This is a genomic window from Caminibacter pacificus (assembly GCF_003752135.1).
GTDB lineage: Bacteria > Campylobacterota > Campylobacteria > Campylobacterales > Nautiliaceae > Caminibacter > Caminibacter pacificus.
This window is the reverse complement of record NZ_RJVK01000002.1, coordinates 328,075-354,679: the sequence shown is the minus strand read 5'-3', so window position 1 is coordinate 354,679 and position 26,605 is coordinate 328,075. Positions and strand designations below refer to the sequence as shown.

General features: G+C 34.2%; 24 protein-coding genes, 1 tRNA gene and 1 other RNA gene. 20 read left to right on the top strand and 6 right to left on the bottom strand.

The features are described from left to right. Window positions 1-7 precede the first annotated feature (7 nt). Window positions 8-961, top strand: a complete 954-nt coding sequence (locus EDC58_RS05605) for a thiamine pyrophosphate-dependent enzyme (RefSeq protein ID WP_123352528.1) — start codon at window positions 8-10, stop codon at window positions 959-961. Window positions 962-1,159: 198 nt separating this feature from the next. Next, window positions 1,160-2,785 carry a chloride channel protein gene (locus tag EDC58_RS05600; protein ID WP_235823181.1) on the top strand — a complete coding sequence of 542 codons (1,626 nt, stop codon included), beginning with the start codon at window positions 1,160-1,162 and terminating at the stop codon, window positions 2,783-2,785. On the opposite strand, the gene EDC58_RS05595 is transcribed toward EDC58_RS05600, so the two are convergent. Continuing rightward, entirely contained in the window at window positions 2,782-3,714 is a 933-nt protein-coding gene (locus EDC58_RS05595; RefSeq protein WP_123352526.1) for a magnesium transporter CorA family protein, read from the bottom strand. The two genes, EDC58_RS05600 and EDC58_RS05595, sit on opposite strands and share 4 nt — an antisense overlap. 141 nt (window positions 3,715-3,855) lie before the next feature. On the opposite strand from EDC58_RS05595, the gene EDC58_RS05590 reads away from it, so the two are divergent. From EDC58_RS05590 to EDC58_RS05560, 7 genes are all read left to right on the top strand, one after another. After that, window positions 3,856-4,302 (top strand): hypothetical protein, encoded by a 447-nt coding sequence (locus tag EDC58_RS05590; protein WP_123352525.1) that lies wholly within the window; start codon window positions 3,856-3,858, stop codon window positions 4,300-4,302. 69 nt (window positions 4,303-4,371) lie between these two features. Further along, window positions 4,372-4,462: transfer RNA gene (locus EDC58_RS05585), tRNA-Ser, on the top strand. 176 nt (window positions 4,463-4,638) lie between these two features. Next, window positions 4,639-5,784 (top strand): OmpA family protein, encoded by a 1,146-nt coding sequence (locus EDC58_RS05580; RefSeq protein WP_123352524.1) that lies wholly within the window; start codon window positions 4,639-4,641, stop codon window positions 5,782-5,784. 52 nt (window positions 5,785-5,836) lie between these two features. Then, window positions 5,837-6,454, top strand: a complete 618-nt coding sequence (locus tag EDC58_RS05575; RefSeq protein WP_123352523.1) for a MarC family protein — start codon at window positions 5,837-5,839, stop codon at window positions 6,452-6,454. Then, window positions 6,439-7,710, top strand: a complete 1,272-nt coding sequence (locus tag EDC58_RS05570) for a chloride channel protein (protein ID WP_123352522.1) — start codon at window positions 6,439-6,441, stop codon at window positions 7,708-7,710. Before EDC58_RS05575 ends, EDC58_RS05570 begins: the two co-directional genes overlap by 16 nt. Further along, window positions 7,707-9,431, top strand: coding sequence for a mechanosensitive ion channel domain-containing protein (locus EDC58_RS05565; protein ID WP_123352521.1), 1,725 nt, complete (start codon window positions 7,707-7,709; stop codon window positions 9,429-9,431). Before EDC58_RS05570 ends, EDC58_RS05565 begins: the two co-directional genes overlap by 4 nt. Before the next feature lie 74 nt (window positions 9,432-9,505). Continuing rightward, complete coding sequence (locus EDC58_RS05560) at window positions 9,506-10,003, top strand: hypothetical protein (RefSeq protein WP_123352520.1); 498 nt, start codon at window positions 9,506-9,508, stop codon at window positions 10,001-10,003. Between the two features lie 14 nt (window positions 10,004-10,017). Here EDC58_RS05560 and EDC58_RS05555 read toward each other — a convergent pair whose 3' ends face one another. After that, window positions 10,018-10,980, bottom strand: a complete 963-nt coding sequence (locus tag EDC58_RS05555; RefSeq protein ID WP_170151119.1) for a glycoside hydrolase family 5 protein — start codon at window positions 10,978-10,980, stop codon at window positions 10,018-10,020. A gap of 44 nt (window positions 10,981-11,024) precedes the next feature. Here EDC58_RS05555 and ffs point away from each other — a divergent pair. Continuing rightward, window positions 11,025-11,122, top strand: an RNA gene (ffs, locus tag EDC58_RS05550) — signal recognition particle sRNA small type. Window positions 11,123-11,195: 73 nt separating this feature from the next. Here the strand turns inward: ffs and EDC58_RS05545 are convergent. After that, complete coding sequence (locus EDC58_RS05545; RefSeq protein WP_123352518.1) at window positions 11,196-12,578, bottom strand: nitroreductase family protein; 1,383 nt, start codon at window positions 12,576-12,578, stop codon at window positions 11,196-11,198. Between the two features lie 68 nt (window positions 12,579-12,646). On the opposite strand from EDC58_RS05545, the gene EDC58_RS05540 reads away from it, so the two are divergent. Then, window positions 12,647-14,560: a thioredoxin domain-containing protein gene (locus EDC58_RS05540; RefSeq protein WP_123352517.1), complete on the top strand. Its 1,914-nt coding sequence runs from the start codon at window positions 12,647-12,649 to the stop codon at window positions 14,558-14,560. Here the strand turns inward: EDC58_RS05540 and EDC58_RS05535 are convergent. Both EDC58_RS05535 and EDC58_RS05530 read right to left on the bottom strand, forming a co-directional pair. Next, entirely contained in the window at window positions 14,514-15,683 is a 1,170-nt protein-coding gene (locus EDC58_RS05535; protein ID WP_123352516.1) for a sensor histidine kinase, read from the bottom strand. The two genes, EDC58_RS05540 and EDC58_RS05535, sit on opposite strands and share 47 nt — an antisense overlap. Then, the gene (locus EDC58_RS05530) at window positions 15,676-16,344 is read right to left on the bottom strand and encodes a response regulator transcription factor (protein ID WP_123352515.1); all 669 of its coding nucleotides are present in this window, start codon (window positions 16,342-16,344) and stop codon (window positions 15,676-15,678) included. Before EDC58_RS05530 ends, EDC58_RS05535 begins: the two co-directional genes overlap by 8 nt. Window positions 16,345-16,415: 71 nt before the next feature. Between EDC58_RS05530 and tsaD the strand changes: the two genes are divergently transcribed. Beyond that, window positions 16,416-17,399: a tRNA (adenosine(37)-N6)-threonylcarbamoyltransferase complex transferase subunit TsaD gene (gene tsaD, locus EDC58_RS05525; protein WP_123352514.1), complete on the top strand. Its 984-nt coding sequence runs from the start codon at window positions 16,416-16,418 to the stop codon at window positions 17,397-17,399. 306 nt (window positions 17,400-17,705) lie between these two features. On the opposite strand, the gene rpsU is transcribed toward tsaD, so the two are convergent. After that, on the bottom strand, window positions 17,706-17,918 hold the full coding sequence (gene rpsU, locus EDC58_RS05520; RefSeq protein WP_096258123.1) for a 30S ribosomal protein S21: 213 nt from the start codon (window positions 17,916-17,918) through the stop codon (window positions 17,706-17,708). 135 nt (window positions 17,919-18,053) lie between these two features. On the opposite strand from rpsU, the gene EDC58_RS05515 reads away from it, so the two are divergent. From EDC58_RS05515 to EDC58_RS05480, 8 genes are read left to right on the top strand one after another with little or no spacing between them, the layout of a single operon-like run. After that, window positions 18,054-18,449, top strand: a complete 396-nt coding sequence (locus tag EDC58_RS05515) for a YidB family protein (RefSeq protein WP_123352513.1) — start codon at window positions 18,054-18,056, stop codon at window positions 18,447-18,449. Between the two features lie 41 nt (window positions 18,450-18,490). Continuing rightward, the gene (locus EDC58_RS05510; protein ID WP_123352512.1) at window positions 18,491-19,195 is read left to right on the top strand and encodes a spherulation-specific family 4 protein; all 705 of its coding nucleotides are present in this window, start codon (window positions 18,491-18,493) and stop codon (window positions 19,193-19,195) included. 26 nt (window positions 19,196-19,221) lie between these two features. After that, on the top strand, window positions 19,222-20,859 hold the full coding sequence (locus EDC58_RS05505; protein WP_123352511.1) for a CTP synthase: 1,638 nt from the start codon (window positions 19,222-19,224) through the stop codon (window positions 20,857-20,859). Continuing rightward, a complete protein-coding gene (locus tag EDC58_RS05500; RefSeq protein ID WP_123352510.1) occupies window positions 20,859-22,445 on the top strand; it encodes a single-stranded-DNA-specific exonuclease RecJ in 1,587 nt (528 codons plus the stop codon). Before EDC58_RS05505 ends, EDC58_RS05500 begins: the two co-directional genes overlap by 1 nt. Beyond that, the gene (locus EDC58_RS05495; protein ID WP_123352509.1) at window positions 22,442-22,906 is read left to right on the top strand and encodes a Crp/Fnr family transcriptional regulator; all 465 of its coding nucleotides are present in this window, start codon (window positions 22,442-22,444) and stop codon (window positions 22,904-22,906) included. Before EDC58_RS05500 ends, EDC58_RS05495 begins: the two co-directional genes overlap by 4 nt. After that, window positions 22,899-23,612, top strand: coding sequence for a tRNA (5-methylaminomethyl-2-thiouridine)(34)-methyltransferase MnmD (locus EDC58_RS05490; RefSeq protein WP_123352508.1), 714 nt, complete (start codon window positions 22,899-22,901; stop codon window positions 23,610-23,612). The genes EDC58_RS05495 and EDC58_RS05490 overlap by 8 nt, the downstream gene beginning before the upstream one ends. Next, window positions 23,597-24,526: a cytochrome-c peroxidase gene (locus EDC58_RS05485; protein WP_123352507.1), complete on the top strand. Its 930-nt coding sequence runs from the start codon at window positions 23,597-23,599 to the stop codon at window positions 24,524-24,526. The genes EDC58_RS05490 and EDC58_RS05485 overlap by 16 nt, the downstream gene beginning before the upstream one ends. Then, window positions 24,523-26,568, top strand: a complete 2,046-nt coding sequence (locus EDC58_RS05480; RefSeq protein WP_123352506.1) for an EAL domain-containing protein — start codon at window positions 24,523-24,525, stop codon at window positions 26,566-26,568. The genes EDC58_RS05485 and EDC58_RS05480 overlap by 4 nt, the downstream gene beginning before the upstream one ends. Window positions 26,569-26,605 lie beyond the last annotated feature (37 nt).

Sequence of the window (26,605 nt, the reverse complement as noted above, 5' to 3'; positions counted from 1 at the left end):
AGTTTTTATGAAAAAGATTGGTAGTTTAAAAGAATTCGCTTGTACTCCTGATAGATTCCAAGGTGGGCACAGACTTTGTCCTGGATGTGCTCACTCTATGATAGTAAGAGAAGTTGTGAACGCAACTGACGACGATTTGGTAATTTCGACTGCTACTGGATGTCTTGAAGTATGTAGTGCGATTTATCCATATACTTCTTGGGACGTTTCTTGGATTCATATCGGATTTGAAAACGCAGCGGCTGCAATTGCCGGGGCGGAAGCTATGCATAAAGCGCTTGCAAGAAAAGACAGACTTTATAATGACGATAGAAGAGTTAAATTCGTAGCATTCGGTGGAGACGGTGGTACTTACGATATCGGTTTCCAATCACTATCCGGTGCTGTTGAGAGAGGACACGATTTTCTATATGTATGTTTGGATAACGAAAACTACGCAAATACGGGAGGACAAAGAAGTTCGGCAACACCTATCGGTGCTCACACTTCTACGACTCCAAGAGGTAGAGTAAGTTACGGTGAAAAACAAAGAAAAAAAGACCTTACTATGATTATGGCGGCACACGGATGTCCGTATGTTGCAACTGCAATTCCTGGTAGCAAACACTGGAAAGACTTAGCGACAAAAGCGGCAAAAGCTATCAGTACGGTAGGACCTACATTTATTAACGCACTAAGTCCTTGTACGACCGAGTGGAAATTTAAACCTGAAGATACTGTAGAAATCGCTGATTTGGCAGTTGAAACATGTGCTTTCCCTCTTTATGAAATCGAAGACGGGCATAAACTTACAATTAACTATAGACCGAAACAAAAACTTCCTATCGAAGAGTATCTCGGAGCTCAAGGAAGATTTAGTCACTTATTCAAACCTGAAAACAAATGGATTATCGAAGAGTGGCAAAAACAAGTTGACGAATATTGGGATTATCTACAAAGAAGAGAGGAAGCAGGAGTTTAATTCCTCTTTTTTCTTCAATTTTCTTTCCATAAAAAATAATTATAATTCTTGACAAAACTTCATCTACTGCGTTATCATTTAATATTCACTTAATATTTTTATAAAGGCTTAGCCATTAAAAAAGAGTATTCTTTATTAATCGATACGTTTATAATCGGTATTATCGGTGCTGCGTGTGCGGAGATTTTTATCGTTCTTTTGCATTTGATAAGCACTTATGCGTTAGGTCATCTGGTAGGATATTTACCGCAAGACACTCTAAAACTTCTCTCAAACTATACAAATCATACGACACTTAATCCTTTTATGCTTTTGGTGGTAATTACGACAGGTGGATTATTAAGCGGTCTTTTGGTGTATATTTTCGCTCCCGAAGCGGAAGGTCACGGAACCGATACGGTAATTAGGGCGTTTCACAGAAACGGCGGATATTTAAGACCGATTGTAGTGCCTATAAAAATTTTAGCTTCGGCAATTACTATCGGTACGGGTGGTGCGGCGGGTAGGGAAGGACCGACCGCACTTTTTAGTGCCGGTATCGGGTCTATGTATGCAAATTTTAGAAAGGTAGGAATCAAAAAAAGACAGGTTTTTGTACTTATCGGTATGGCAAGCGGACTTAGTGCGGTATTTAAAGCGCCACTCGGTACTTCAATATTCGCAATAGAAGTTTTATATACGAATAACGAATTTGAAACAAGAGAGCTTATTTATATACTTTTCGGGCCATTTATCGCATATACTATTACCGGATTTTTATTCGGGTGGCAGCCGATTTTTAGTGTGCCCGATATAGAAGTTACTCAAATTTCGACTTATTTTAAAATAGCGATTCTTGGTGGGGTTAGCGGAATTATCGGTTTTATATTGCCAAATACATTTTACGGGGTTAGGGATTTATTTAGAAAAATTCCTATTTTACCTCATTTTAAACCCGCTTTAGGTGCTTTTGTCGTAGGACTTATAGCTATTTATTTTCCTCAAGTTTTAGGAGGAGGATACGGGTTTATTCAAGAGAGTATTAACGGAAATTTGGTAGGAGTGATTTTATTATCGCTTTTGATTGCTAAAATTTTGGCGTTTTCTTTTACGGTAGGAAGCGGCGGAAGCGGTGGTGTGTTTGCACCGTCTTTATTTATCGGGGCAATGCTTGGAGCTTTTATGGCGTATGTTTTTAAAGAATCGAGTGCCGTTTTTGCCGTTATCGGTATGGCGGCTGTTTTTGGAGCGGCGGCGAGGACGCCGCTTTCCACTATCGTTATGGTTGCGGAGATGACCGGAGGATATTCTCTTTTAGCTCCCGCAACTCTTGGAGTTTTAAGTGCGTTTTTCGTTCATGATATTTTGATTAAGACTCTAAAACCGAAATACGTAAGCTTATATGAAGCGCAACTTTTAAGCAAAGACTATTCTCCGATATATCAAGTGGAAAAAATCAGAGAAATTCTCACGTGTCATTCTAAAATGTTAAACCTTGAAAAAGCGGTACTTGATAGAGAGGATTTGCTCGATTTGTTAGAAAGAGGAGAAGAGGTCGAAATAGGCGGTGGAAAATATATATTTTTCGGAACCTTTACCAAAAAAGTAAAACTTCAAGAAGGAGAGTATTTCAAAAAATATAAAAACGTGGACGTTATATATGTTTTTAGAAACGGCAAGTGGCTTCCGGGATTTGTAGTTAATTCGATTTTAGAGGGCGATGAAGTATTACTTGTCGGTTCAAAAGAGGCTATCGATAGAATAAAAGACGAATTCGTACCGATTTCTCAAACTTTCTCAAAACTCAGAGTCCAACACGAAGAGATAGAAGGATTAAAGAATTAAATCCATTTTTTCTTTTTAAGCCAATAAAAAATACCGCCGGCAATAGTAATATTTATGATCCAAACGGCAAGATAACCGTATTTCCAATCAAGTTCGGGCATATATTTAAAGTTCATTCCGTAATTACCGACCACGAAAGTTAGTGGTAAGAAGATAAGCGAGATTGCCGCTAAGCGTTGCATCGCTTTGTTCATTCTCGTAGACAAAATACCCATATGCAGGTTTAATAGGTATCCCGTTCTGTCAAGTAACGTTCTTGATTCGTTGATTAGGTATTTTAAGTGTTCGTTGATATCGATAAATTCGTATTTTAATTTTTTCTTTATAAGCGGCGGAAATCTGTTGTAGGCTTTGTTTATTACGTCTTTTTCTTGGATTGTGACTTTTGAAATTCTGTTTAAAGTACGTCTGGCGTAGTATATGTCTTTTTGGAGTTCGTCTTCTTCAATGTTTTCGTGAAAAATACTATCTTCCAAATCTTCTAAAGCTTCGTCTATTACATCCACTATCAAAATAGTATTGTCGACCAAAATATCGGCTATTAGATACGTAACGTATTCGAACTCTTGATTTTTATATCTTTTTTCAAACTTTTTGGCAAGTTCGGTGATTATCTCTTTTTCTTCTGCTAAAACGAAAAATTTGTTTTTTGTAATGATTACAACAACGTTACTGTCATCATAAAGTAGGTTTTCTTCTTCGTCGAAACGAATGTATTTTAGGATTAGGAGTTTGAAGTTTTCAGTCTCTTCGTAAGTGATTGATTGGTCTTCGCTTTGGATGTCTTCAATGAAACTTTCTGGAAATCCGTGTGTTTTTAGCCAATCTATAATTTTTTCGTTTTTTACGGTAGAGAAGATGATTTGTTTTTCGTTTTCTCTGATTTGGATATCTTCTTCTTTGAGCAGTCTGTCAGTAAAGATAAACATAAAAACCTCCTTTTATGGAGGTTGCAGGGGTAAAAAGCACTTCTTAGTGCATTTAACCTCTACAACCTTTTTGGAATTATATCAATTTTAGTTAATATTGTGATAACATATTGTAATTATAATGTGAAAAAAGGTAAAAAAATGAGAGCTTCGTTTTTGATATTTTACGTACTCTTTTCATCTACGATTTTACATGCCGAATTTGCAGTAAAAACGGAAATAAAAAGAGACTTCGTTAAAAAAATAGATTATAAAAGAGCGATTAACGCAAGCAATAAATACGCTTTAAAAGGAGATATAAAAAACTCTCTTAAATACGCAACGATTGCATATAATATCTCAAAAACGAAAGAGTCGATGTATCTGCTTGCGAGAATTTATAATAAATGTAAGAGATTTGAGGATTTGAGATTGATATCTTCTGAGATTTTGAAAAAAGACAAAAATGACTATTTGGGACTAAAATATATGACTTTTTCTCTTATAAATCTGAAATCTAAAAAAGCGCTTGAGTTTGCAAAAAGAGGATATAAGCATTACGGAAAAGATTTTTCGAAGCTTCTTGATAAAGCATACGATTTGGTATGAAATTTTATAAATAGCAAGATTTTTTCTTGCAAAAACATTATTTTTTTATTATAATTTCAATCCACACACGGAGAGGTGGGTGAGTGGCTGAAACCGGCGCCCTGCTAAGGCGTTGTACCCACTTCGGGTACCGCGGGTTCGAATCCCGCCCTCTCCGCCATTTAAACAATTCTTCAAAATAAGTGTCAGAGATATATAGTAAGAATATTAACTTCGGTTTTTTAAAAACTTTCAGTCTATTTTCTAAACTTTTAAATAAATGTCACCTTTATGTCATATCAAAATAATATAATATTAGTCTGAATTAAATGTATGAAAATATCACAAGGAGATTTGATGAGAAAAATTTTATTAGGAGTTTCACTTGCAGCAGCGGCTTTAATGGCGGCTGATTATCAAGTTGGAGCTGGATTCGGTAGAAATGCGGTATCTAATACTACTATGAAAAACTACAACTTTTTAAACTTAAGAGTTGGAAAATATCTACCAAAAAATCATATTTTAAGAGTTGAGCTTGAAAAAAGTACTTCAATTAAAATTCCAGGAGTTGACAACGATACTTCACTTACAAGAGCGTTAGTAAATGTAGAGCATTATTTTAATCTTGAAAATTGTAAATTAACTCCGTATGCATTTATCGGTGGTGGTTATCAATGGGTTAAAGGTACTTATGATAACGCAGCAGTAGCTGATTTAGGAATTGGTGCAAAATATAATCTTACGAAAGCGGTTGGTCTTTTTGTTGAAGCAAGAGGTCTTAGAGATTTCCACAACAATGACAACCATTACGGATTTATCGGTGGACTTACTTACGCATTCGGCGGAGAAAAAGCGGCACCGGCACCTGCTCCTGTAAAAATTGAAAAACCAGTAATTATCGATAGCGACCATGACGGTGTATCTGATGCAAAAGATAAATGTCCTGGAACACCTGCCGGAGTTAAAGTAGATCAAAACGGATGTCCTATCGATAGCGATAACGACGGAGTTCCTAATTATCTTGACAAATGCCCTAATACACCTGCGGGAGTTCAAGTAGATAAAAACGGATGTGCGCTTGATAGCGACCATGACGGTGTTCCTAACTACCTTGACAAATGTCCTAACACTCCTGAAGGATTCAAAGTAGATAAAAACGGATGTGCGATTAACTATAACTTCGAAATCAATTTCGATAACAACAGCGCAAAAATCAAACCTGAATATATGCCTAAAATTGAAAAATTTGCGGAATTCTTGAAAAATCATCCTGATGTAAAAGCGGAAATTCAAGGATATACTGATAACAGAGGAAGCTATAAATATAATGTTGTTCTTTCTGAAAAGAGAGCAAAAGCGGTATATGATATGCTAATCAAACTTGGTGTACCTGCTGATCAATTAACTTGGGCAGGATACGGACCTAAAAATCCTATCGCTTCAAATGACACTGCTGAGGGAAGAGCTAAAAACAGAAGAGTGGTAGCGAAAATCATTTATTAATCTTCTTTTTCCCTCTCTTTTTTTATTATAATTGCCTAAAAAGGCAACCGCAATGTTTAAAGAAATTCTTTTTGATACCATTTCACTTATTACTATTTTAAATCCTATCGCCGCAGCGGCTATTATGCTTTCGCTTGTAAAATATTCAGAAATACCCCAAGTTGCGAGAAAAACTTCGATGACCGTATTTATCGCTTCTCTTGTTACGATGTTTGCGGGGGGATATATATTAAAACTTTTCGGAATAAATATTCCTTCTATAAAAGCGATAGGCGGAGTGGTACTTTTGATTATCGCTCTTAATATGATTCAAGGTAAAGAAGTAGCACCTACAAATGCGACAAAAGAAGAACACAAAGCGGCTGAAAATAGGGATGATGTTGCTATAATTCCGCTTGCAATTCCTATACTTTTCGGTCCGGGAGTCATTACTACCATTATCGTTTTATCGGAAAAATCAAAAACAGTAAGTGAAAAAATTTATTTATTGTGTGCGATATTTTTGTCTTCTTTTATCGTGTTTTTGACATTAAGAAAAGCAGATATCATCTCCAAATTTTTAGGAGTAAACGGGCTTAAAATAATTACGAGACTTATGGGGCTTATAATTGGAGCTATCGCATTTTTATTTTTGGTAGGAGGAGTTAAGGCATTATGGATAAATCTTTAAAATTAACCTTTATTCTTTTTACTTTAATAACCGGAATAATAACCGGGATTTTTATCGTTATTTACGGACTTTTGACGAAGTTTTTGTCATATTTGCTTTTTTGGGGAGACCCGTTTGAGAGTATAGAACATCTGCCTTGGTGGTATTTGTATCTGATACCGACCGTTTCTATTTTGATAGTGAATTATATGATTTCAAAAGATGAGAGCGTAAAAGAGTACGGAGTGGCCGAAATTGCTCAGGCTGTAGAGGAAAACAGGCTTGTTTTTACGTGGAAATCTCTTTTTAATAAAATAGTGGCGTCGGCACTATCTCTCTCAAGCGGTTTTGCAGTCGGAAACGAAGGTCCGAGTGCCGCTATCGGTGCTATGGTCGCGGATAAATTTCACGAATTTTTCAAACTTCCCAAAAAACTTTTGAAAGTCTCTTTGAGTGTCGGAGCAAGCGGCGGGATTGCCGCTATTTTCGTATCACCCATAACCGGAATAATGTTTGCCATAGAGAATATTGCATATGAGTTTGTAAGGGATTTTGCCGGATATTTGATACTCTCAAGCGTTACGGCTTTTAGCGTGGCATTATATTTTTTGGAGCCTTTGATTTTTAATTATTCGGCCGGTAAATTTATAGAATACAGAAATATTTTTGCCGGGATATTGTTTATTCCCGTAATAACTTTTTTTATCTACTTTTATTTGATTTTAAAAGATAAGCTTCTTGAATTTTTAAATAAATTTTTGACAAGTAGATTTTTAAAATATAAAAATTATATTTTTGCCGTTATTGGCGGCGGAGTGATAGGTACGATACTTTTAATCTCTCCTTATGCCGCGTTTAGCGGGCACGAGCTTGTTAATTTTTTGATAAACGACAAACTTCATTTGGCGTATAGTGTTATATTTGTCATAATAGTATTAAGAATTATCGCAACGGCCGTATCTATATATGCAAATGCCGTGGGAGGGATATTTATCGCTCTTATGAGTATCGGTGCGCTTGTAGGGTATGGATATGCGGAGATGTTTAATGCTTTTTTTTCAAATATTACAATCGAACCTTTCTATTTTGCCGCAATAGGAGCCGCATTATTTATGGGAGTGAATATGAAACTTCCTTTGACGGCTCTTGTTGTGGCGCTTGAAATTACATACGACTACAACGTAATCGTACCGACGGGGATTTTATATATAATCGTAAGCTTTTTAGTTACTTTGACTTTTGATATTCACAAAATGATTTTTAAAGGTAAAAAATGAGATTTTTATTAATTTTTTTTGTGTTGTTAAATTTTGTTTTCGCTCAAAATGTTGATGAAATTTTAGAAAAAATACCGAAAAACTCGCCGACTTATTCGCTTGACGTCGCCCTTGCCAAAAAGATTAAAACTTTAAAATTCAAACCTTACGAAATTAATCTTTCACCTAAAAATCAAGTCCAATATCTAAAAAGTTTTAAAGATTTGATAAGTATGCAAGAAGATTTTATCACTTTACCTAAAAAAATTGACGATTTGAATGAAAAAATCTCTTTATTAAAAGAACAAAACAGCACGACCTCGGATCTTCAAAAACTATATTATTCGAAACTTCTCGGCATATATAATAAACAATATGAATATTTAAGCCAAAATCTTAAAAAGATAAAAAAAACTCTTTTTGAAAAATTGAAAAATATAAAGTTCGATATTCAAGAAGCGAATGAAAATATCGCTTATTGGAACAAATTATTAAAACAAAAACAATTGGAGTATGAAAAACTAAAAATAGACCTTCAAAAATGGCAGTTGTTAGGAGATGAAAAAAACATACAAAAAATTCAAAATTACATAAAAATAAACCTTCAAAAAAAAGAAGAAATTTATAAACATCTATTTGATAATCATACGGTTTTGTGGCTTGAAGCTATAAAAAATAAAGACAAAAAAGCTCTAAAACTTGACGATAACGTCCTAAACGATGCAAAACATATCGGAGATATTTTTTATAAAGCGGTTGATATCGTCGTAAATGATTTCGAAAGTTTTGCGTTCGGAAGTAAGCTTTTAGTTTATAATTCAAAAAAAGAGCTTCAACTCACACTCGATAAGATTTGGCAGATTTTGAATTATCCTCTTTTTACGGTAGGAAAAAGAACTATTACCCCTATAAATTTTTTTATTTTCGTACTTGTTTTGATATTGGGCTGGTTTGTCGGAAAATATTATAAAAAATTTGTCTATTCTCTAAGACATAGATATGAAATTTCACATGCAACCGCAACACTTCTTGCAAATATGGGTTATTATACGATTATTACGCTTTCGTTTTTGATAGCTTTAAAAATAGTCGGTCTTGATTTAAGCTCACTTGCGATTATCGCCGGTGCTTTATCCGTGGGTATCGGTTTTGGTCTTCAAAATATCGTAAGTAACTTTGTCAGCGGTATTATTTTGATGTTTGAAAGGTCGATAAAAGTGGGGGACTATATCCAAATAGACGAAAACACAAGAGGAGAAGTAGTCGATATATCAATGCGTTCAACCATTATCAGAACGAATGACAATATCAATTTGATTATCCCAAACCAAAGTTTTATTCAAAATAACGTAATTAACTGGACGTTGGGCGATGATTTGGTTAGATTTAGGGTACCTTTTGGCGTAGCGTACGGAAGTGATATCGATAAGGTTGAAAAAGTTGTATTAGGTGCTATTGAAAACGCAAAACTCCATTACATAAAAAAACACCCTACCTTGGACGTTACTCCAAGAGTAGTGTTTTTAGAAATGGGAGATAGCAGTCTTAATTTCGAACTTATGGTTTGGGTAAAAGGAGCTTATGCAAGACGCCCGAGACGTACAAGAAGCGAATTTTTAAAAGTAATATACAAAGCGTTAAATAATGCCGGAATTGAAATTCCTTTCCCTCAACAAGATTTGCATATTAGAGATAGTGTTCCTATTGAGATTAGGGTAAAAAAAGAAGATAAACAAAATTGAGCCGAATAATATAAAATATATTGACAAAAATTAATTAAAGTTGTATAATTTTGAAAAATTTAAGGAGGGGAATTATGGAAGCATTCGTAACCGAATTTGAAGGAAGTGTAAGAAAATTACAAAAAGCGCTCGAAAAAGAGAGAAAAAAACTTCAAGAAATAGAAAGCCAACTTGAGCCTGTAAAACAAAGACTCGTAGAAATTGAAACCGAGCTTTTAAGTATTCAAAGAGAGATAAAACAAAACGAAGCGAGAATCAGGGAAATCAAAAATCATCTCAAAAGAATAATGCAAAAAACTCTTGAAGCCGAAACGGATAGAGAAATAGAGATGTTAGAGCGCGACAGACAAAGATTGCTTGAAGAGCTTGAAGAGAGAAAAGCTAAAATAGCCAAATTAAAAGAAGAGTATCAAAACTTGGTAATTGAAGAGAACGATTTGGTAAAAAAAGAGGTCGAATTAGAAGAGAAAAAACATCTTCACGAAGAGAGAATTCAAAAATACATAAGAAAAATAGAATCGGCTATGAAATCTATCCAAAGAGAACTTGATAGATATCAAATCTTAAAATAAAGAGCTGAAGCTCTTTATTTTGTGTAATAGTAGTAGTTTATAATAAACTTCAAAACTTCTTCTCTTTTTAAACTGCCAGTTTTATAATCGTAAAATTGTCCGTCGGCATTAATTGCAAAAGGAATTTTTAAGCTGTTTTGAGTATCTATAATAGCTTTCATAAAGTTTTTTTGCTCGTCGTATGAGTAATGGTCTCCTTTATTGTAGTCTCCGGGCATAATAGCGCCTACCCAGCTGTAAAGATGATATTTTTCACACCATTTTTTGGCAAATGTCGCTTTTTTTGTTATCAGTTCTTTCTCTTCCTGTGTACCTGTTGTCCATTTTTTGTTTTTATTTTTAAGAGAAGGTCCGGCTGCGTAGTAGTGCCACTCTATCATTAAATTTTTAGGATGTTTTTTTACTATAGGTTTTAATATGTCTAAATAATAAGGATTTGATGCATGAATAGGTGCAATGAAAATAATTTTGTTTTTGTCGTTTTTTCTTATGGCTTTTATGGCTTTTTTATAAAATTTTACAAGGGCTTTTGGGTTTTTATTAAAGTTTTTTCCGGGTTCAATGTATAGGTCGTAGCTTAAGATATCCGGATAATGTTTGAAAGTTTTCGCTATTTCTCTCCAAAATTTTACGGCTTTTTCAATATTTTTGTCGGTAGGATGTTGGGCTAATGTTTTAGAGCCGTATGTAAGTACGGGAGTTAAGTTGTTTTTTATCGCTTCGTTTACGCATTTTTTCAAAAACTCTATATACTCTTTTTGAGTCATATTGAATTTTTCGGGGTCTGTGAATCTTATTCTTACCGTTTGAAAGCCCAGCTTTTTAAATACACCGGCTTGTTTGTAGTATTCGTGTTTTACGTATTTTTTGAAAGTAGCCCAATTAACGTCGATACCAAGACCTAATTTTTGTTGGTAAATTTTAGGTGTCGTAGCAAAAAGTGACATAACAGATAAAAATAAAATCAATTTTTTCATCGCTTTTATCCTTTTTGGGTTATTTTTTTGATATAATACCATTATCCCCAGCCCTGTGCAAGGGTGGGAGGAGGCAACGCTTCAGGCCCGGAAGGGAGCAGAGCACCTCCTCTCATCCTGTGCCGCAGGTTTCTGGGGACCTTAACCCCTTGGATTAAGAGTGACAGACACCTTGATTTGTCATCCTTTGTCTCATTTTTAATCATTTGAGAGGATTATAGTTTTATAATCCTCTCGTCAATCAACGGCACTCCTACGCTAAATCCGTAAGTTGCTATTTTCTTTTCATCATTTAATATCTCTTTTGTAATCAAGTCGTCAAAAAAACACCCGATACCGCAACCCCTAACACCTTTTGCTTCCGCTTCGAGATACAAAATGTGTCCTATCATGCCCGATTCGAACATTATCGACTTATAATTTTCGTTTGTAGGAATCGGGGCTATCATATTGATTGTAAAAGCACTATCGCTTCCTAAATCCTGCACGCAGTTTATAAATTTTGCGCTTTGAGAAAAATCTCCTTTTTCGATTAAGGAGAGTTTTGCTTTTTTTCTATCAAAATAATAAATTCCGCTTTCAATTCCCTCGACTCTATTTACGAATATAAGAAAATCTATCAAGTTTGCGGTAATTTCCACATCAAAAGGTGGTATTTTTCTATGAAGGGTTTTATCCAAAATATCTAAAAAGTCGTTTTTTGGGAGGTATTTTTGTTTGAATCCAAGTGCGCTTCTTCTATTATCGATAATCTCATAAGCGTCAAAAGCACTCGGTAAAAATGAGATGTCTTTTTTTATAAATTCGCTTTTCGTTTCGTCTTTTAGTTTCTTAGCACTCTCAAAAATAATCTCCCATCTGACTTTTTCTTTTGAGAGAGGAGAATAAGCGGTTTTGAATTCAAGGTTTTTCAGTATCTTTAAATCGATATCGGGTATTTTATCTTCAAAAACGAAAAACGCCGCTTCGAATATCTCTTCTTCGTTTTGATGAAAATTAAATTTCGATAAAAAATACTCTTTTTCAATTCGAGCCTTTTTCATATTCCACCCGAGCAGATTGGTAGAAAATCTCAAAGCCGCAATAGCATGACCGCTGTCAAGCAGGCAATATCTAAGAGCTCTTTCGCCGTATTTCCAAGATTCTCTAAGCGGTATCGAATTTAAGATAATTAAAAATCCGTTTTCAATTATATTTTTGTCGCTTTTTGCCAAAAGTTCGAGTGAGAAATTTTTGACGTTGAAATGGTAAACGCCGTTTTTAAAAATTATATATGTCTCTTCGGGGTGCAAATTTCCGCTTGAGGGATTAACTCTTACGTACCAGCTGCTGGGACCGTATACTTTTTGTGCGTTTATAGCCAAAGAATATCTAAGCATTAAGGCGATTGTTTCTAAATTTATGGGATTGGGCTCGTTTTTTAGGTATAGTTTTTCATATGTTTTTTTGGGAGGAGTTATTTTTTTCAGCGGGATTTGCTCGGCTTCAAAGTAGCTTTTATAAGGGCTTGGTTGGTTTTCCCAATCAAGATATCCTAATGATTTTGCAAATCTGTTTGGGAAATGTCTTGTTCTAAGGTGATATTCCAAAGCGTTCATTTTCAGCCTTTTTTGTATATAATAGCATAAATTAGACAAAATTTATCTTTTTTGGTATAAGGAATAAAATGAGATTTTTAATTTTTTTATTGATAGGAGTTTTTAGTATGGCAAATCATTTGATAAACAGCGACAGCCCGTATCTTTTACAGCACAAAGATAATCCGGTTGATTGGTATCCGTGGGGGGAAGAGGCGTTTTTGAAAGCGAAAAAAGAGAATAAACTTATTTTTTTAAGCATAGGATATTCTACTTGTCATTGGTGTCACGTTATGGAAAGAGAAAGCTTTGAAAACGAAGAAATTGCCGATATTTTGAATAAATATTACGTATCGATTAAGGTCGATAGAGAAGAGATGCCCGATATTGACAAATATTATCAAAAAGTCTATCAGCTTATGCATAGGCGAGCGGGCGGGTGGCCTCTTACGATTATTATGACGCCTGATAAAAAACCTTTTTATTCCGCGACATATTTGCCGCCTCACTATTCGCAACTTGGTCCCGGATTAAAAGAGATACTTCTTTCAATCGCTAAAGATTGGAGGGAAAATCCTCAAAAAATAAAAGAAATTGCGGATAATTTCGAAGAGTTTTATAAAAACCGAAAAAGCGAAGTGAAAAAGGAAGATATTAACAAACTCATTATCGCAAAAATCTTAAAACAGATAGACGAGGAGTTTGACTTTACATATGGAGGTATTAAGGGAGCGCCTAAGTTTCCGATGGAGAGTACTCTTGATTTGATGATAGACGTTTATATGATTACGAAAGATGAAAAGGTAAAAAAAGCACTTGATATTACGCTTACTAAAATGGCAAAAGGCGGGATTTTCGATCAAATCGAGGGAGGTTTTTATAGATATAGCGTAGATAGTAAATGGGAGGTGCCTCATTTTGAAAAAATGCTTTATAACAACGCAAATTTGCCTATTGTGTATCTTAGGTGGTATCAACTGACGAAAAATCCTCTTTATAAAGAGGTCGCCTTTAGAAGTTTGGATGAGATGATAAAGAGATTCAGGGATGAAAACGGACTTTTTTTCAGTGCGAGCAATGCGGATAGCGAGGGAATTGAGGGGAAATATTTCGTCTATACTTATGATGAGGTGAAAAGTGCCTTTGAAATATTTGATAATGCAAATGAACTTATGGAGTATTTCGGAATCAAAAAATACGGAAACTTCAACGGAAAAAACAATCCTACAATTCACGGAGAAAAACCTCATAACTACAAAGAAGCGCTTGAAGTTTTGAAAAAAATAAGAAGCAAAAGAGAATTCCCTTTTATCGATACGAAAAAGATAACGGCTTGGAATGCCATGATGATAAGCGCGTTGTTTAAAGCGTCCGAATTTGATGAAAAATACCAAAAAACTGCACGTAAAACTTTGGATAAACTCCTTGAAATTATGTATGAGAAAAAACTTTATCATTCATATAATAAACAAGAAAAAAACAAAAAAGAGGCTCTTTTGGAAGATTATGCCTATCTTATAAAAGCTTTGATTGATGCGTACGAGCATACGTATGAAAAAAGATATCTTGATTTTGCGAATAAATTGGCAAAAGAATCTTTAAAATTTAAAAAAGAGTCTTGGTATATGAATGAAGCGAAAAATATAGAAGCGGACTATTCGGACTCTTCATACGCAAGTTCGCTTGGAGTTTTGGCAAACGATTTTTATGATTTGGCGCTTTTGAATTATAGTTTCGAATATCTTAATTTAGCAAGAGAAATCATAAAAAACGGAGGATATTACATAAACAACTATCCTCTTTTTTATCCGAGTATCACCAAAGCAGCGCTCAAAGATATTTATAAAGAGTATGTTATCACTTCTAAAAAGCCGCTATTTGATTATGAGTTTGATTATCCGTATATTTTATGGAAAGAGGGAGAAGATTATGAAATTTGCGTAGTGGATAGATGTCTTAAGCGCTCTTCTTCTCTTGATGAGTTATTAGAGGGAATTCGATAATAAACTCTACTCCTTTTCCTTCGTCGCTGTTTACTTTTATTTTCGCTTTATGAAGAGTTAGGATGTTTTTTACGATACTAAGTCCAAGACCGAAACCTTTTATTTTTTTGTTGTGAGATTCGTCGACTCTATAAAATTCGTCGAAAATAAAAGGAAGTTTCTCTTTTGGAATTCCGATTCCGTTGTCTTTTATCGTTAAGATTATTTTGTGTTTGTTTTTTTCGAGTTTGATTACGATTTTGTTGGCTCCGTATTTAATCGAGTTTTCGATTATATTGCTAAGAGCCATTTTAAGAAGTGTTTTGTCGCCTTTTATGTCGTATTCCTCGTCGCCGAAGTCGAGTTCGAACTCTATTTTTTCTGCATATTTTTCAAAAAGCTCCAAAATCAGCTCTTCTAAATCCACATCTTCTAATTTTATTTTTTTGGTCTCTTTTGTTAAAAAGAGCAGTTTTTCCGTTATGTCGTTGATGTAATTTATCTCTTGAAGCATTGATTTTAGGGTCTTTTCACAATCTTTGGTATTATTCATAAGAGCCACTTCGATTTCGCTTTTCATAATTGCAAGAGGAGTTTTTAGTTCGTGAGAGACGTTTGAATTGAATCGTTTTAGCTTTGCAAAACTCATTTCAATCTGTTTTGCTATTGTATCGATAAATTTATAACCTATCATCAAAATTATTAAATAGATTACGAAACTGATTAAAATCGAGATAGTTTTGATGATATTTATCCTGTCGTCGTTTGTCGAATAGAGTGTGGCTATTTGGACGATATATCCGTTTTTTTCGACCGAATAAGAGAGTACTTTTTCTCTTACGCCGTTGATTCTGATTTTTTGGATTTTGTAGCCTAATTTGATATTTTTTAGCTGCTGTTTATTCATAGGTTTTATAAGACGTACAAAAAGCGGGAATACTTTGTATTTATGTTGAATATCGACAAGCGCTTCTTTGTTAAAATGAGTGGGGTTGATTTCTGCGGCTACGAGAGCCAATTTGTCTTTTAGGTGGGTATCGAAACTTTTTACAAGAGCGAACATCAAAGCGCCCTCGAAAAAGGCGATAATTAAAAAGACGGTAAGGGCGAATTTATAAAAAAGTTCGTTTCTTAAATTATTCATCGCTTATTTTAAAGCCCATACCGCGAATGGTTTTGATAAGTTTTTTGTCGTGGTCTTTGTCTACTTTTTTTCTGATGTGAGAAATATATACGTTAATTACGTTTGAAGTAATTTCATCTCCGAGTTCCCAAAGATTTTCGGCAATCATTTCTGGTGGGACGATTTTGTTTTTGTTAATCATCAAATATTTTAATAACTCGAATTGTTTTGCCGTTAAATCGATATGTTTTCCGGCTCTTTTTACTTCTTTCGTGTCCGGATTGAGCTCTAAATCGGCGATTTTAAGTACGTTTTCACTGATATTGTGACTTCTTCTGTATAGAGCCTTCAGTCTTGCTACAAGCTCGTCAAAATCGAAAGGTTTCGTCAAATAATCATCCGCAACGCTTAAACCTTCCACTTTGTCTTCAACATCGCCTTTTGCGGTAAGAATTAAAGCCGGTGTCGTAATATTGTCTTTTCTTAATTTTTTAATCAAATCGATTCCACTAATTTTCGGTATCATCCAATCCACAATTAAAACGTCGTATTGATTGTTCGAAGCAAGATATAGCCCTTCTTCGCCGTCAGTTGCCGTATCAACTCTAAAGTCGAATTTTTTTAGACCCTCTTTGATAGATTCAAGAAGTTTTTCATCATCTTCAATAAGTAAGATTTTCATAGTGGCTCCTTTTTATTAATTGATAATATTATAACGCAAAAAATGTTAAAATTCTGTTAAAAAGGAAGCGAATGTTACTTGCTATCGAGAGTAGTTGCGATGATTCGAGTATTGCCGTTATGGATATAAAAACAAAAGAGCTGCTTTTTCACAAAAAAATCTCCCAAGAATTACAGCACAGCAAATACGGCGGCGTAGTGCCGGAGCTAGCGAGCAGACTTCATGCCGAAGCACTTCCTAAGATTTTAAGCGAAACAAAAGAGTATTTCCCTAAACTAAAGGCAGTTTGCGTAACGAATGCTCCGGGACTAAGCGTTACACTTCAAGAGGGTGTTATGATGGCAAAAGCGCTTTCAATCGCTCTGAATTTGCCGTTAATAGGCGTTAATCATCTAATAGGGCATATTTATTCGCTTTTTATCGGAAAAGAAGAGATAAAACCTTTAATGGTGCTTTTGGTTAGCGGCGGACATACGAAAATATTGCAATTTAACGGAATAGACGACGTTTGCGAAATCGCAACTACTCTTGATGACAGCTTTGGCGAAAGCTTTGATAAAGTAGCAAAAATGCTGAAATTAGGGTATCCGGGAGGTCCTATTATAGAAGAGCTTGCTAAAGAGGGAGAGGATGTTGTTTCGCTTCCTTTGCCTCTTAAAAACTCTCCTAAAATCGAATTTAGCTATTCGGGTATCAAAAACGCCGTAAGACTTGCTATTGAAAGCGGGAAATACAGAGATGAAGATATTGCTCACTCTTTTCAAAAAAAAGCGATTGAACATCTTGTTTTTATGTCAAAAAGAGCTATTAAAAAATACAGACCGAAAAATTTTGCGATTGTAGGCGGTGCGAGTGCGAATAAGGTCTTAAGAAGTGAGTTTGAAAAACTCTCAAAAAAGTTTGATTTTAATCTTTTATATCCTGAAATGAAATTCACTTCCGATAATGCGGCTATGATAGCAAGAGCCGGGGTTGAGATGTATAATAAAGGGATGTTTACGGATTATAAAAACTTAAAAGTGATGCCAAGAGTGGAGTTTGGAAAATGTGAATGATAATGGAGAATGGAAAATTGATAATGGAGAATAGGGAGGGTGAAATAAGTTAAGTAGTGAGTTGGTGTAGATAGGGAAGAGAGAAAAAAGTCTTAGAGATAAGGCAAAAAGAGGGTTGAGACGGGCAAGATATGGAAAAGAGCGGGTGAAATCGGTAGAAGAGATATATAAAAGTAGTGAAATAGCAAAAGCGTAACTCAAAATTAAATATTAGTAAATTAGAGTGAATAAAAGCACGTGTAGTTTTTGAGTGTTTTTAGTGTCCGAGATATATATTGGAATAAAAAAACAAAGAAGAGAAGCAGATTATAATCTGCTTTCGTATCTTCTAAGCATCCAAAGTTTTCTAAGGATTTTCTTACGAGTAGCGATTTTTTCTTTTTTACGTCTTTCGCTTGGCGGCTCGTAAAATCTTCTTTTTCTAACTTCAACTACGATTAAGTTTCTGTCAACTTGTCTTTTGAACTTTCTGTAAGCAGATTCGAAATCTTCTCCTGGATGTACTACGATTCCTGGCACTGCTCTCACCACCTTTCTTGAAATTTTTGGAGGAGTATTATAACAAAAAAATTTTTTTTATTCAATTTGGGTGTTTGTCATTTTCGTATTGATTTCATATCGGATAATTGTCATAAAAATAAAAAAGGATGAAAAATGAACGAACAAATTATCAATATGGTAGTAGGGGCTTTGCAAAGCAAACTCGGAGTTGACGCTGATAAGATAAAAGCAGGTGTCAGCGCTCTATTTTCAAACGGATTTGATATTCAAAAATTGGTATCTTCTTTTTCAGGCGGAGATTTGGGCTCTGTTATCTCTTCTTGGGTTGGAAGCGGAAGCAATAAATCTATCGATGCGAATGGAATCAAACAGCTTTTCGGAGAAGACAAACTAAAAGAATTTGCTTCTCACGTAGGAGTAGACGAGCACAAAGCGGCGGATGCTTTAAAAGATGTCGTTCCTGATGTCGTTGATAAAATGACTCCGGATGGAGATGATATTCTTTCGCAATTAGGAGGACTTGGGGATATAGCTAAAAAACTATTTTAATCTTTCCCTTTTTTTGCTATTATTGTTAAAAAAGGGGAAGGATGAGATATTTTTTTATTTTGACTGCTTTTCTTTTTTTAGGGTGCAATCTTAGCGTAACTACCGATAACTCCAAAAAAATTATAGTTCCTCAATATTTTTATGATTACAATTTATGGGATGAAGTGGCAAAAGCCGATATCAAAGGATATGTAATTATAAATCCCGCAAACGGACCTGGAGATAACGTCGATAGTGCGTATGTAAACGATATCGATAATCTTTTGTATTACGGAAAAACTCCTATCGGGTACATTTATACCAAATGGGGAGATAGAAATTTAAGCGATGTCGAAGCGGATGTGGATAAGTGGCTTGAACTTTATCCGAAAATCAAAGGTTTTTTTGTAGATGAAGCCTCAAATACAATTGATAGATTTTCTTATTATCAAGAACTTGCGGATTATATAAAATCAAAAGGGGATTATAAAATCGTACTTAATCCCGGAACTTCAACGAATGCGGTTTATTTTTCTATTGCCGATACTATCGTAACTTATGAAGGTTTGGCAAAAGATACTCCGAGTGATGTGTGTGAAGAGTATTCGTCACAAAGTGCGATTATCGTTTATGATGCCAACGAAAGCGTAATGAGGGAGCTTGTTAATAGGCCTTGTAGTTATTTTTATATTACCGATGATAATGATTCAAATCCTTACGATTCGCTGCCGAGTTATTTCGATGAGGAAATTCGCCTTTTAAAATGATATAATTTCATTTAAAAAGGGCTTTTATGACTAAATATATTTTTGTAACCGGAGGAGTCTTAAGCTCCCTTGGAAAAGGTATTACGTCCGCGTCTATCGCAACTCTTTTGCAACATAGCGGTTTTAAGGTTTCCATGGTAAAAATCGACCCGTATATTAACGTTGACCCGGGGACTATGTCTCCATTTGAGCACGGAGAAGTTTTCGTTACCGAAGACGGGGCCGAGACTGACCTTGATATAGGAAATTACGAGAGATTTTTGAATAAAAACTTAAGCAAAAAAAACAATTTCACTACAGGACAAGTCTATTTAAGCGTTATTGAAAAAGAAAGAAGAGGTGATTATTTAGGAAAAACGGTACAAATTATCCCTCATATCACCGATGAGATTAAAAGAAGAATCAAAGAAGTCGGAGAAGAAGTAGATATCGTAGTAGTGGAACTCGGAGGTACTGTCGGAGATATCGAAGGGCTTCCGTTTTTAGAGGCTGTAAGACAGCTAAAACAAGAAGTCGGCAGAAGAAACGCAATGTTCGTTCACGTGACATTAATTCCTTATATAAAAGCGGCTGGCGAGCTAAAAACGAAACCTACCCAACACAGCGTTCAAGAGCTTAGAAGAATAGGTATCACTCCTCATATGCTCGTTTGCAGAACCGAAAAACCTCTGCCAAAAGCTCTAAAAGAAAAACTTGCGGATAGTTGCGATATCGAAAGAGACGCGGTAATCGAAGCCGTGGACGCTCCTACAGTTTATCAGGTGCCTTTGAATTTCTTAAATCAAAATATTTTAGAACCAATATCAAGACAGCTTGATTTGGGTGAACTTCATCCTGATATGAGCGAGTGGAATTATTTGGTTAAAAAAATTATCTCTCCTCAAAAAGAGGTAAAAATCGCATTCGTAGGAAAATATCTTCAACTTAAAGAATCTTATAAATCCCTTATCGAAGCGTTGATTCACAGCGGCGCTCATCTTGATATGAAAGTTAATATCGAGTGGGTGGATAGCGAAGAGCTTGAAAAATTAAGCGAAGAGGAAGTTTCTAAAAAATTCGAAGAAGTAAGCGGAATTTTGGTAGCCGGAGGATTTGGCGAAAGAGGTGTGGAAGGTAAGCTTAGAGCTATTAAATATGCAAGAGAAAATAAAATCCCGTATCTTGGAATCTGTCTTGGAATGCAGCTTGCGGTGATTGAATTTGCAAGAAACGTATTGGGATTAAAATATGCGAACTCTCAAGAATTCGACCCTGATACGAGCGAGCCGGTTGTTTATTTGATAGACGAGTTTATCGATGCAAGCGGACAAAAACAGATTCGTACGCACAAATCTCCTCTTGGCGGGACAATGAGGCTTGGAGGATATGAGTGTTTGATTAAGCCGGGTACGAAACTTCACGAAGCGTATAAAACTGACAAAGTGATAGAAAGACATCGCCACAGATACGAAGTGAATTCAAATTACGAAAAAGATTTGGAAAAACACGGAATGATTATCAGCGGAAAAAGTAAAGAGGGTCTTATAGAAGCGGTTGAACTTAAAGAACATCCTTGGTTTGTTGCGGTTCAATTCCACCCTGAATTTACTAATAAACTAAAAAGCCCTAATAAAGTGATTATGTCGTTTGTTGAAAATGCTTATAAGTGTCAAAAAAGCTGTTAATGCTGACAAAACAAAAAATTAAAGAGATTTTATCGAGTAGAATAGAAGAGATAGATTCTCTTTCGATTCCTCATTTTTTACTTCTTAGCGATATTGAAAAAGCCGCAAAAAGAATATCTCAAGCTATAAAAAATCAAGAAAAAATCGTTGTTGTAGGTGATTATGACGTTGATGGGGTTAGCAGTAGCGCTATAGTGAAGCTATTTTTTGAAAAAATAGGATATCCTATCGAAATAGTTATTCCTAATAGATTTATCCACGGATACGGGCTGAGCTTAAATATTTTAGAAGAGATACAAGCCGATTTGATTATTACCGTTGATAACGGAATAAGCTCTTTTGAAGCGGCAGAGGAGTGTAAAAAAAGAGGTATCGATTTGATTATCACGGACCACCATACGCCTTTAATAATGGACAATGGACAATTGAAAATGGATAATGGACAATGTATGGTGGCAAATGAAAAAAACTATAAACTTCCCGATGCCTTAGCTATCGTAAATCCTAAAACCTCTCCCGATTTTCCTTTTAAAGAGATATGCGGTGCCGAGGTGGCCTGGTATTTATGTGCGGCACTGAAACATGAAATGAAACTGAAAATAGACTTAAGAGAGTTTGTCGATATTTTGGCTATTGCGATTATTGCGGATGTTATGCCTCTTAATCATATGAATAGGCTTTTGGTTAGTATGGGACTAAAGAGATTAAACAAAGCCCAAAAACCTTTTAGCAAAGCGTTAAAGAGATTTTTTAATAGAGAATTTAACGCAGAAGATATCGCTTTTCAAATCGCTCCGAGATTAAATGCGGCAGGTAGAATGGATAGTGCGAATTTGGCGTATAAGTTTTTGATTTCAAAAGACGAAGAGGAAGCTTTCAGGCTCTTTTTGGAGCTTGATTCGCTCAATAATCAAAGAAAAGAGACCGAAAAAGAGATACTTGAATCAATCGAAGTAGAAGAAAACGATAAATTCATAGTCGTTAGCGGAGATTATCACGAAGGAGTCGTAGGAATAATCGCAAGCAGGCTTGTGCATAAATACAAAAAGCCCGCTATCGTTTTTTGTGATAACGGAGAGCATTTAAAAGGTAGCGGAAGAAGTCTTGGAAATATCGATATTTTTAAGCTTGTTAGCGATTGTAGTGATGATATTTTGGGATTTGGAGGTCATAAGCTCGCTTGCGGTCTTAGTATAAAAAAGGAAAATTTCTACAAACTAAAAGAAAAATTAAATACGATAATCGAAATTTATGATGACGATGATTTTTTTATCGAAGATTTCGTTTTGGGTGAGCTTCCTTTTAGAGAGATTGATTTTGAACTTTTGGATATTTTAAAAAGCTTCGAGCCGTATGGTGAGGGAAATCCTAAGCCTAAATTTATAGCGAGTGCGAAGATTATGCATATCCAAAACTTAAAAGATAATCACTATAAGCTTATTTTGTCTCAAGACGATTATATATTACCGGGTATTATTTTCAGATATGACGGAGAGTTTGACGAGGTTGTGAGGTTTAAATTTACAATCGGTGAAAATAACTATTTCGGGCGGGAAATTCAGCTGATGATAGAGGAGTTTTTATGAGAGAACATCCTATTTTTCAAACTTTGAGTGATGAAGAGTATTTTAAAGCCAAAGAGTTTTTCGAATACAAAACTTACAAAAAAGACGAATATATCGTAAAAGAGGGTGAGTATTCTTCGAAAGCTTTTATTTTGGTTAGCGGAAGTGTCGGGGTAATAAAAACGAACAACTATAATGAAAGTTACGAAGTAAAGATTATAAAAGCTCCGGCGGATGAGTTTTTTTCGGAAGTGAATTTGATTGATAGAGGACTTGTGATTTCGACTATAAAAACAAAAGAAGACACCGAGATTTTGGAAATTACTCACGATTCTTTCGTGGAATTGTTAGAAAAACACCCTACAATCGCTTCGAAAATGCTTTGGGTGATTAGTTATAATATTACAAAACATTTAAGAAAAGCAGATAGCGAAGTACAAACGCTTTTTAATGCATTAAGCGAGGTGGTCAATAATGATTGATTATCCGAAAATAAAAACGAAAGACGGCTCTCTGACCCTAAAAAATCCTCATTTTAACGAGTGTTATCACTCAAGTGAGGGTGCGGTGGTCGAGAGTTTGTATAAACATATATATCCGGCATTTGAAGTCGTAAAAAAAGATGAAGTCAATATATTGGATATCTGTTTCGGGCTCGGGTTTAATACGTTTCTTACCGTTCTTACACAAAAAGATAAAAAAATTAACGTTTTTTCTCCCGAAATGGATGAAAATTTAATAAAATCGTTAAAAGAGTTTGATTATCCTAAAGAGTTTCAATCGATAAAGCATATTATTAAATCGATAAGTGAAAAATATTATTATGAAGATGAGAGAGTGAAAATAGAAATTTTTATCGGAGACGCAAGAGAATATATTAAAAAACTTAAAAATATAGATATCGTTTATCAAGACGCTTTTTCGCCTAAAGTTAATAAATCTCTTTGGACGTACGAGTATTTTAGTGATATAAAAAAACTTTTGAATAAAGAGGGAGTGATTACGACATATTCTGTGGCTACGCCCGTTAGGTGCGCGTTGTATAAACTCGGGTTTAATTTATATACTCATCCGTATGAAAACATAAGAAAAGGCACGATAGCCTCGCTTTCTAAACTTAATTTTCCAAGTGCCGATTTTGATGTGAAGTTAAAGAGGCTTGGAGGATGTGAATGTTTAAGAGATTAATAGTTTTTTTTAGTTTTGTTTTGTTATATGCCGAGCCTATAAGTCCTATACCTTTAAAAGTAAAATATAACGAAGATAAGGCTTTGCTTGGAAAAATGCTTTTTTTCGATCCGATATTATCGGCTGATAATAAAGTAAGCTGTGCCAGTTGTCACTCTCCTAAATACGGAGGAGCGGATAATAAGAGATTTTCAATCGGAGTTTTCGGAAGAGTTGATGAGCCTATGAATTCTCCGACCGTTTATAATGCCGTTTTTAACTGCTGGCAGTTTTGGAACGGACGAGCTAAAAATCTTTTCGAACAAGCGAAAATGGCAAATGAAGACCCTGATGAAATGGGAATGACGCCTAAAAAACTTGAAGAAAAATTAAATAAAAATAATAAATATAAAAAGCTTTTTTCATTGGTTTATAAAAAAGAATATATAACTTACGATATGGTTTTTGATGCTATTGCCGAATTTGAAAAAGCACTTATTACTCCTAATTGTAGATTCGATAAATATCTAAGGGGCAATAAAAACGCTATAACCGAACAAGAAAAAAGAGGATATTTTCTTTTTAAATCTTACGGATGTATAACTTGTCACAACGGAAGAAATTTAGGCGGTAATAGCTTCCAAAAATTGGGAGTTTTAACGGTTGATGTTAAGATTCCAAGAGGTAGAGATAGGTTTGAGGTTACTCATATACCTTATGATAAATATGTTTATAAAGTCCCCACTTTAAGAAATATAGCTTTAACGGCTCCGTATTTTCATGACGGAAGTGTAAAAAATTTAAAAGAAGCTATTGCAAAAATGGGAGTGTTGAATTTAGGAGTTAAAATACCGGCCGAGGATATAAAAGATATCGAAGCGTTTTTGAAAACATTAACGGGTGAAACTCCCGCTATTATAAAGAATATGCAATGATTTTCGATAAAGTTTCAAAAAAAGTATTAATTTTAATGCTTTCGGGACTTGTCGCTATAAGCGTAATTTTTGTATCTAATATTTTATTGAAAAGATATTTCGTTATGAATAAAAATATTTTTTATCATCTTAATTTGTTGCAAAAAGAGGAGTATAAGCTTAATTATCATCTGCTTCAATCAAGTATTTATATGTATTACAATAACGATAAAATTTCCCAGGATATTCATACTATTCAAAAAGAGATTAAGTTTTTTAAAAACTTTCCTTTTTTTAAATGGCATTTTCCTAAAGCTTATGAAGATTTATTAAGATACGAAGAACTCTTCGATAAAAAAGTGCAGCTTATTTTTGAGTTTCAAAGATATAATCTTCCTCTTAAAAATTCGATAATATTTTTATCGAATATTCTTACCAGATTGCCGAATAATATTAATAACAAAGAGTATTTGAAAAATGCCGTTTCAATAATATCTTCGATTTTTTTAGCCAGGCAGGCTATAGATTTGAGTTATTTAAAGGATATTACCTTAAATAAACTTTCAAATATTAAATTAACGCAAAAAGAACAGGAGTTTAATAGAAACTTACTTTTGAATTTAAACGTATTTTTTAAATATTTTCCAAAATATAAGAAACTTTTGGATGAAATATTAAATATTCCCACAACCAAAGCTTTAAAAGACGCTTTTAATAATTATAGTTATGTAACGGGAAGAGATATAAAGATTTTTGAAATACTCTCTTATATTTTAGGAATTTTTATTTTGGTTTTAATTGCATATCTTGTTTATTCCGTTTATGTATTGGAGATAAAAGTCAGGCAAATTACGTTTCTTTTATATCATGACACTTTAACAAAACTTTATAACCGGCTCAAATTCAATGAAGATGTAAAAAAACTGCAAAGACCGGCATTAGTGCTTTTTAATATCGATAGATTTAAGCATATTAACGATTTTTACGGAGTGGATGTCGGGGATGAGATATTGAAATTCGTGGCACATGAACTTTTGGATTATGTAAAACTTGAAAATCCGAGCGCGAAAGTGTATAGACTAGGAGCGGATGATTTCGGGGTGCTTTGTGATTGTCATAATGAAAAAAAATTAAGAGAATTTGCCGAAAAATTTATAAATTCTATGGAAGAATATAGTATTGATGTACTCGGAAACGGTATTAATTATACGATTTCTTTAAGTGCGGGAATAGCAAAAGAAGACCCTTTGCTTGAAAAAGCCGACATGGCTTTGAAAAACGTAAAAAAAGATTTGAAAGAGAAAGTTAAATTTTTCGAAAAAGAACTTAACTGTCAAATAAAAGAGAATATCAAAAAAACACATGAGCTGAAATATGCATTAGAACATAATAAAATCATTCCTTATTTTCAAGGAATATACGATAAAAATAAAAATATCGTAAAATACGAAGTCTTAGCAAGAATAAAAACTCCAAGCGGAGAGATAAAATCTATTTTTCCTTATCTTCAAATAGCAAGAGAAAACAGACAATACAATCAAATCACTTTAATAATTTTAAAAAAAGTAAAAGAAATAATGCAAAGACATAAAGATTTGAATTTGAGTTTGAATTTATCAATTGAAGATATTAGTCACAATGAAACTCTTTCATATATTTTAGGAGGTTTTTTAGATGAAAATATTGCAAAAAGAGTAACTTTTGAAATTTTGGAATCGGAAATAGAAAATTACGATATTATGCAAAACTTTATCAAAATGGTAAAACCTATGGGCGTTAAGGTAGCGATTGATGATTTCGGAAGCGGATATAGTAATTTTGCGAGGATTATGAGTTTGGATGTCGATTATTTGAAAATAGACGGTAGTTTGATTAAAAATCTTGATGAAGACGAAAAAACTAAAATGATAGTTGAGACGATAGTAGAATTTGCTAAAAAATCTCAAAAAGAGACGGTTGCAGAATTTGTAAAAAACGAAGATATTTTTAATGAATGTGTAAAATTAGGAATAGATTATTATCAAGGGTTCTATTTAGATATTCCAAGTGCAAAATTTAATTAATGTAAAAAAAATGTAAAATTACTGTAAATTTAATGTA

What these genes read in the sequence shown, in the direction of transcription:
- tsaD (WP_123352514.1), top strand. Translation starts at nt 16,416, where the DNA reads ATGTTACTTGCTATCGAGAGTAGTTGCGATGATTCGAGTATTGCCGTT.
- EDC58_RS05575 (WP_123352523.1), top strand. Translation starts at nt 5,837, where the DNA reads ATGTTTAAAGAAATTCTTTTTGATACCATTTCACTTATTACTATTTTA.
- EDC58_RS05580 (WP_123352524.1), top strand. Translation starts at nt 4,639, where the DNA reads ATGAGAAAAATTTTATTAGGAGTTTCACTTGCAGCAGCGGCTTTAATG.
- EDC58_RS05485 (WP_123352507.1), top strand. Translation starts at nt 23,597, where the DNA reads ATGTTTAAGAGATTAATAGTTTTTTTTAGTTTTGTTTTGTTATATGCC.
- EDC58_RS05510 (WP_123352512.1), top strand. Translation starts at nt 18,491, where the DNA reads ATGAGATATTTTTTTATTTTGACTGCTTTTCTTTTTTTAGGGTGCAAT.
- EDC58_RS05500 (WP_123352510.1), top strand. Translation starts at nt 20,859, where the DNA reads ATGCTGACAAAACAAAAAATTAAAGAGATTTTATCGAGTAGAATAGAA.
- EDC58_RS05490 (WP_123352508.1), top strand. Translation starts at nt 22,899, where the DNA reads ATGATTGATTATCCGAAAATAAAAACGAAAGACGGCTCTCTGACCCTA.
- EDC58_RS05540 (WP_123352517.1), top strand. Translation starts at nt 12,647, where the DNA reads ATGAGATTTTTAATTTTTTTATTGATAGGAGTTTTTAGTATGGCAAAT.
- EDC58_RS05505 (WP_123352511.1), top strand. Translation starts at nt 19,222, where the DNA reads ATGACTAAATATATTTTTGTAACCGGAGGAGTCTTAAGCTCCCTTGGA.
- EDC58_RS05515 (WP_123352513.1), top strand. Translation starts at nt 18,054, where the DNA reads ATGAACGAACAAATTATCAATATGGTAGTAGGGGCTTTGCAAAGCAAA.
- EDC58_RS05590 (WP_123352525.1), top strand. Translation starts at nt 3,856, where the DNA reads ATGAGAGCTTCGTTTTTGATATTTTACGTACTCTTTTCATCTACGATT.
- EDC58_RS05480 (WP_123352506.1), top strand. Translation starts at nt 24,523, where the DNA reads ATGATTTTCGATAAAGTTTCAAAAAAAGTATTAATTTTAATGCTTTCG.
- EDC58_RS05545 (WP_123352518.1), bottom strand. Translation starts at nt 12,578, where the DNA reads ATGAACGCTTTGGAATATCACCTTAGAACAAGACATTTCCCAAACAGA.
- EDC58_RS05605 (WP_123352528.1), top strand. Translation starts at nt 8, where the DNA reads ATGAAAAAGATTGGTAGTTTAAAAGAATTCGCTTGTACTCCTGATAGA.
- EDC58_RS05595 (WP_123352526.1), bottom strand. Translation starts at nt 3,714, where the DNA reads ATGTTTATCTTTACTGACAGACTGCTCAAAGAAGAAGATATCCAAATC.
- EDC58_RS05565 (WP_123352521.1), top strand. Translation starts at nt 7,707, where the DNA reads ATGAGATTTTTATTAATTTTTTTTGTGTTGTTAAATTTTGTTTTCGCT.
- EDC58_RS05560 (WP_123352520.1), top strand. Translation starts at nt 9,506, where the DNA reads ATGGAAGCATTCGTAACCGAATTTGAAGGAAGTGTAAGAAAATTACAA.
- EDC58_RS05535 (WP_123352516.1), bottom strand. Translation starts at nt 15,683, where the DNA reads ATGAATAATTTAAGAAACGAACTTTTTTATAAATTCGCCCTTACCGTC.
- EDC58_RS05555 (WP_170151119.1), bottom strand. Translation starts at nt 10,980, where the DNA reads ATGAAAAAATTGATTTTATTTTTATCTGTTATGTCACTTTTTGCTACG.
- EDC58_RS05495 (WP_123352509.1), top strand. Translation starts at nt 22,442, where the DNA reads ATGAGAGAACATCCTATTTTTCAAACTTTGAGTGATGAAGAGTATTTT.
- EDC58_RS05570 (WP_123352522.1), top strand. Translation starts at nt 6,439, where the DNA reads ATGGATAAATCTTTAAAATTAACCTTTATTCTTTTTACTTTAATAACC.
- EDC58_RS05530 (WP_123352515.1), bottom strand. Translation starts at nt 16,344, where the DNA reads ATGAAAATCTTACTTATTGAAGATGATGAAAAACTTCTTGAATCTATC.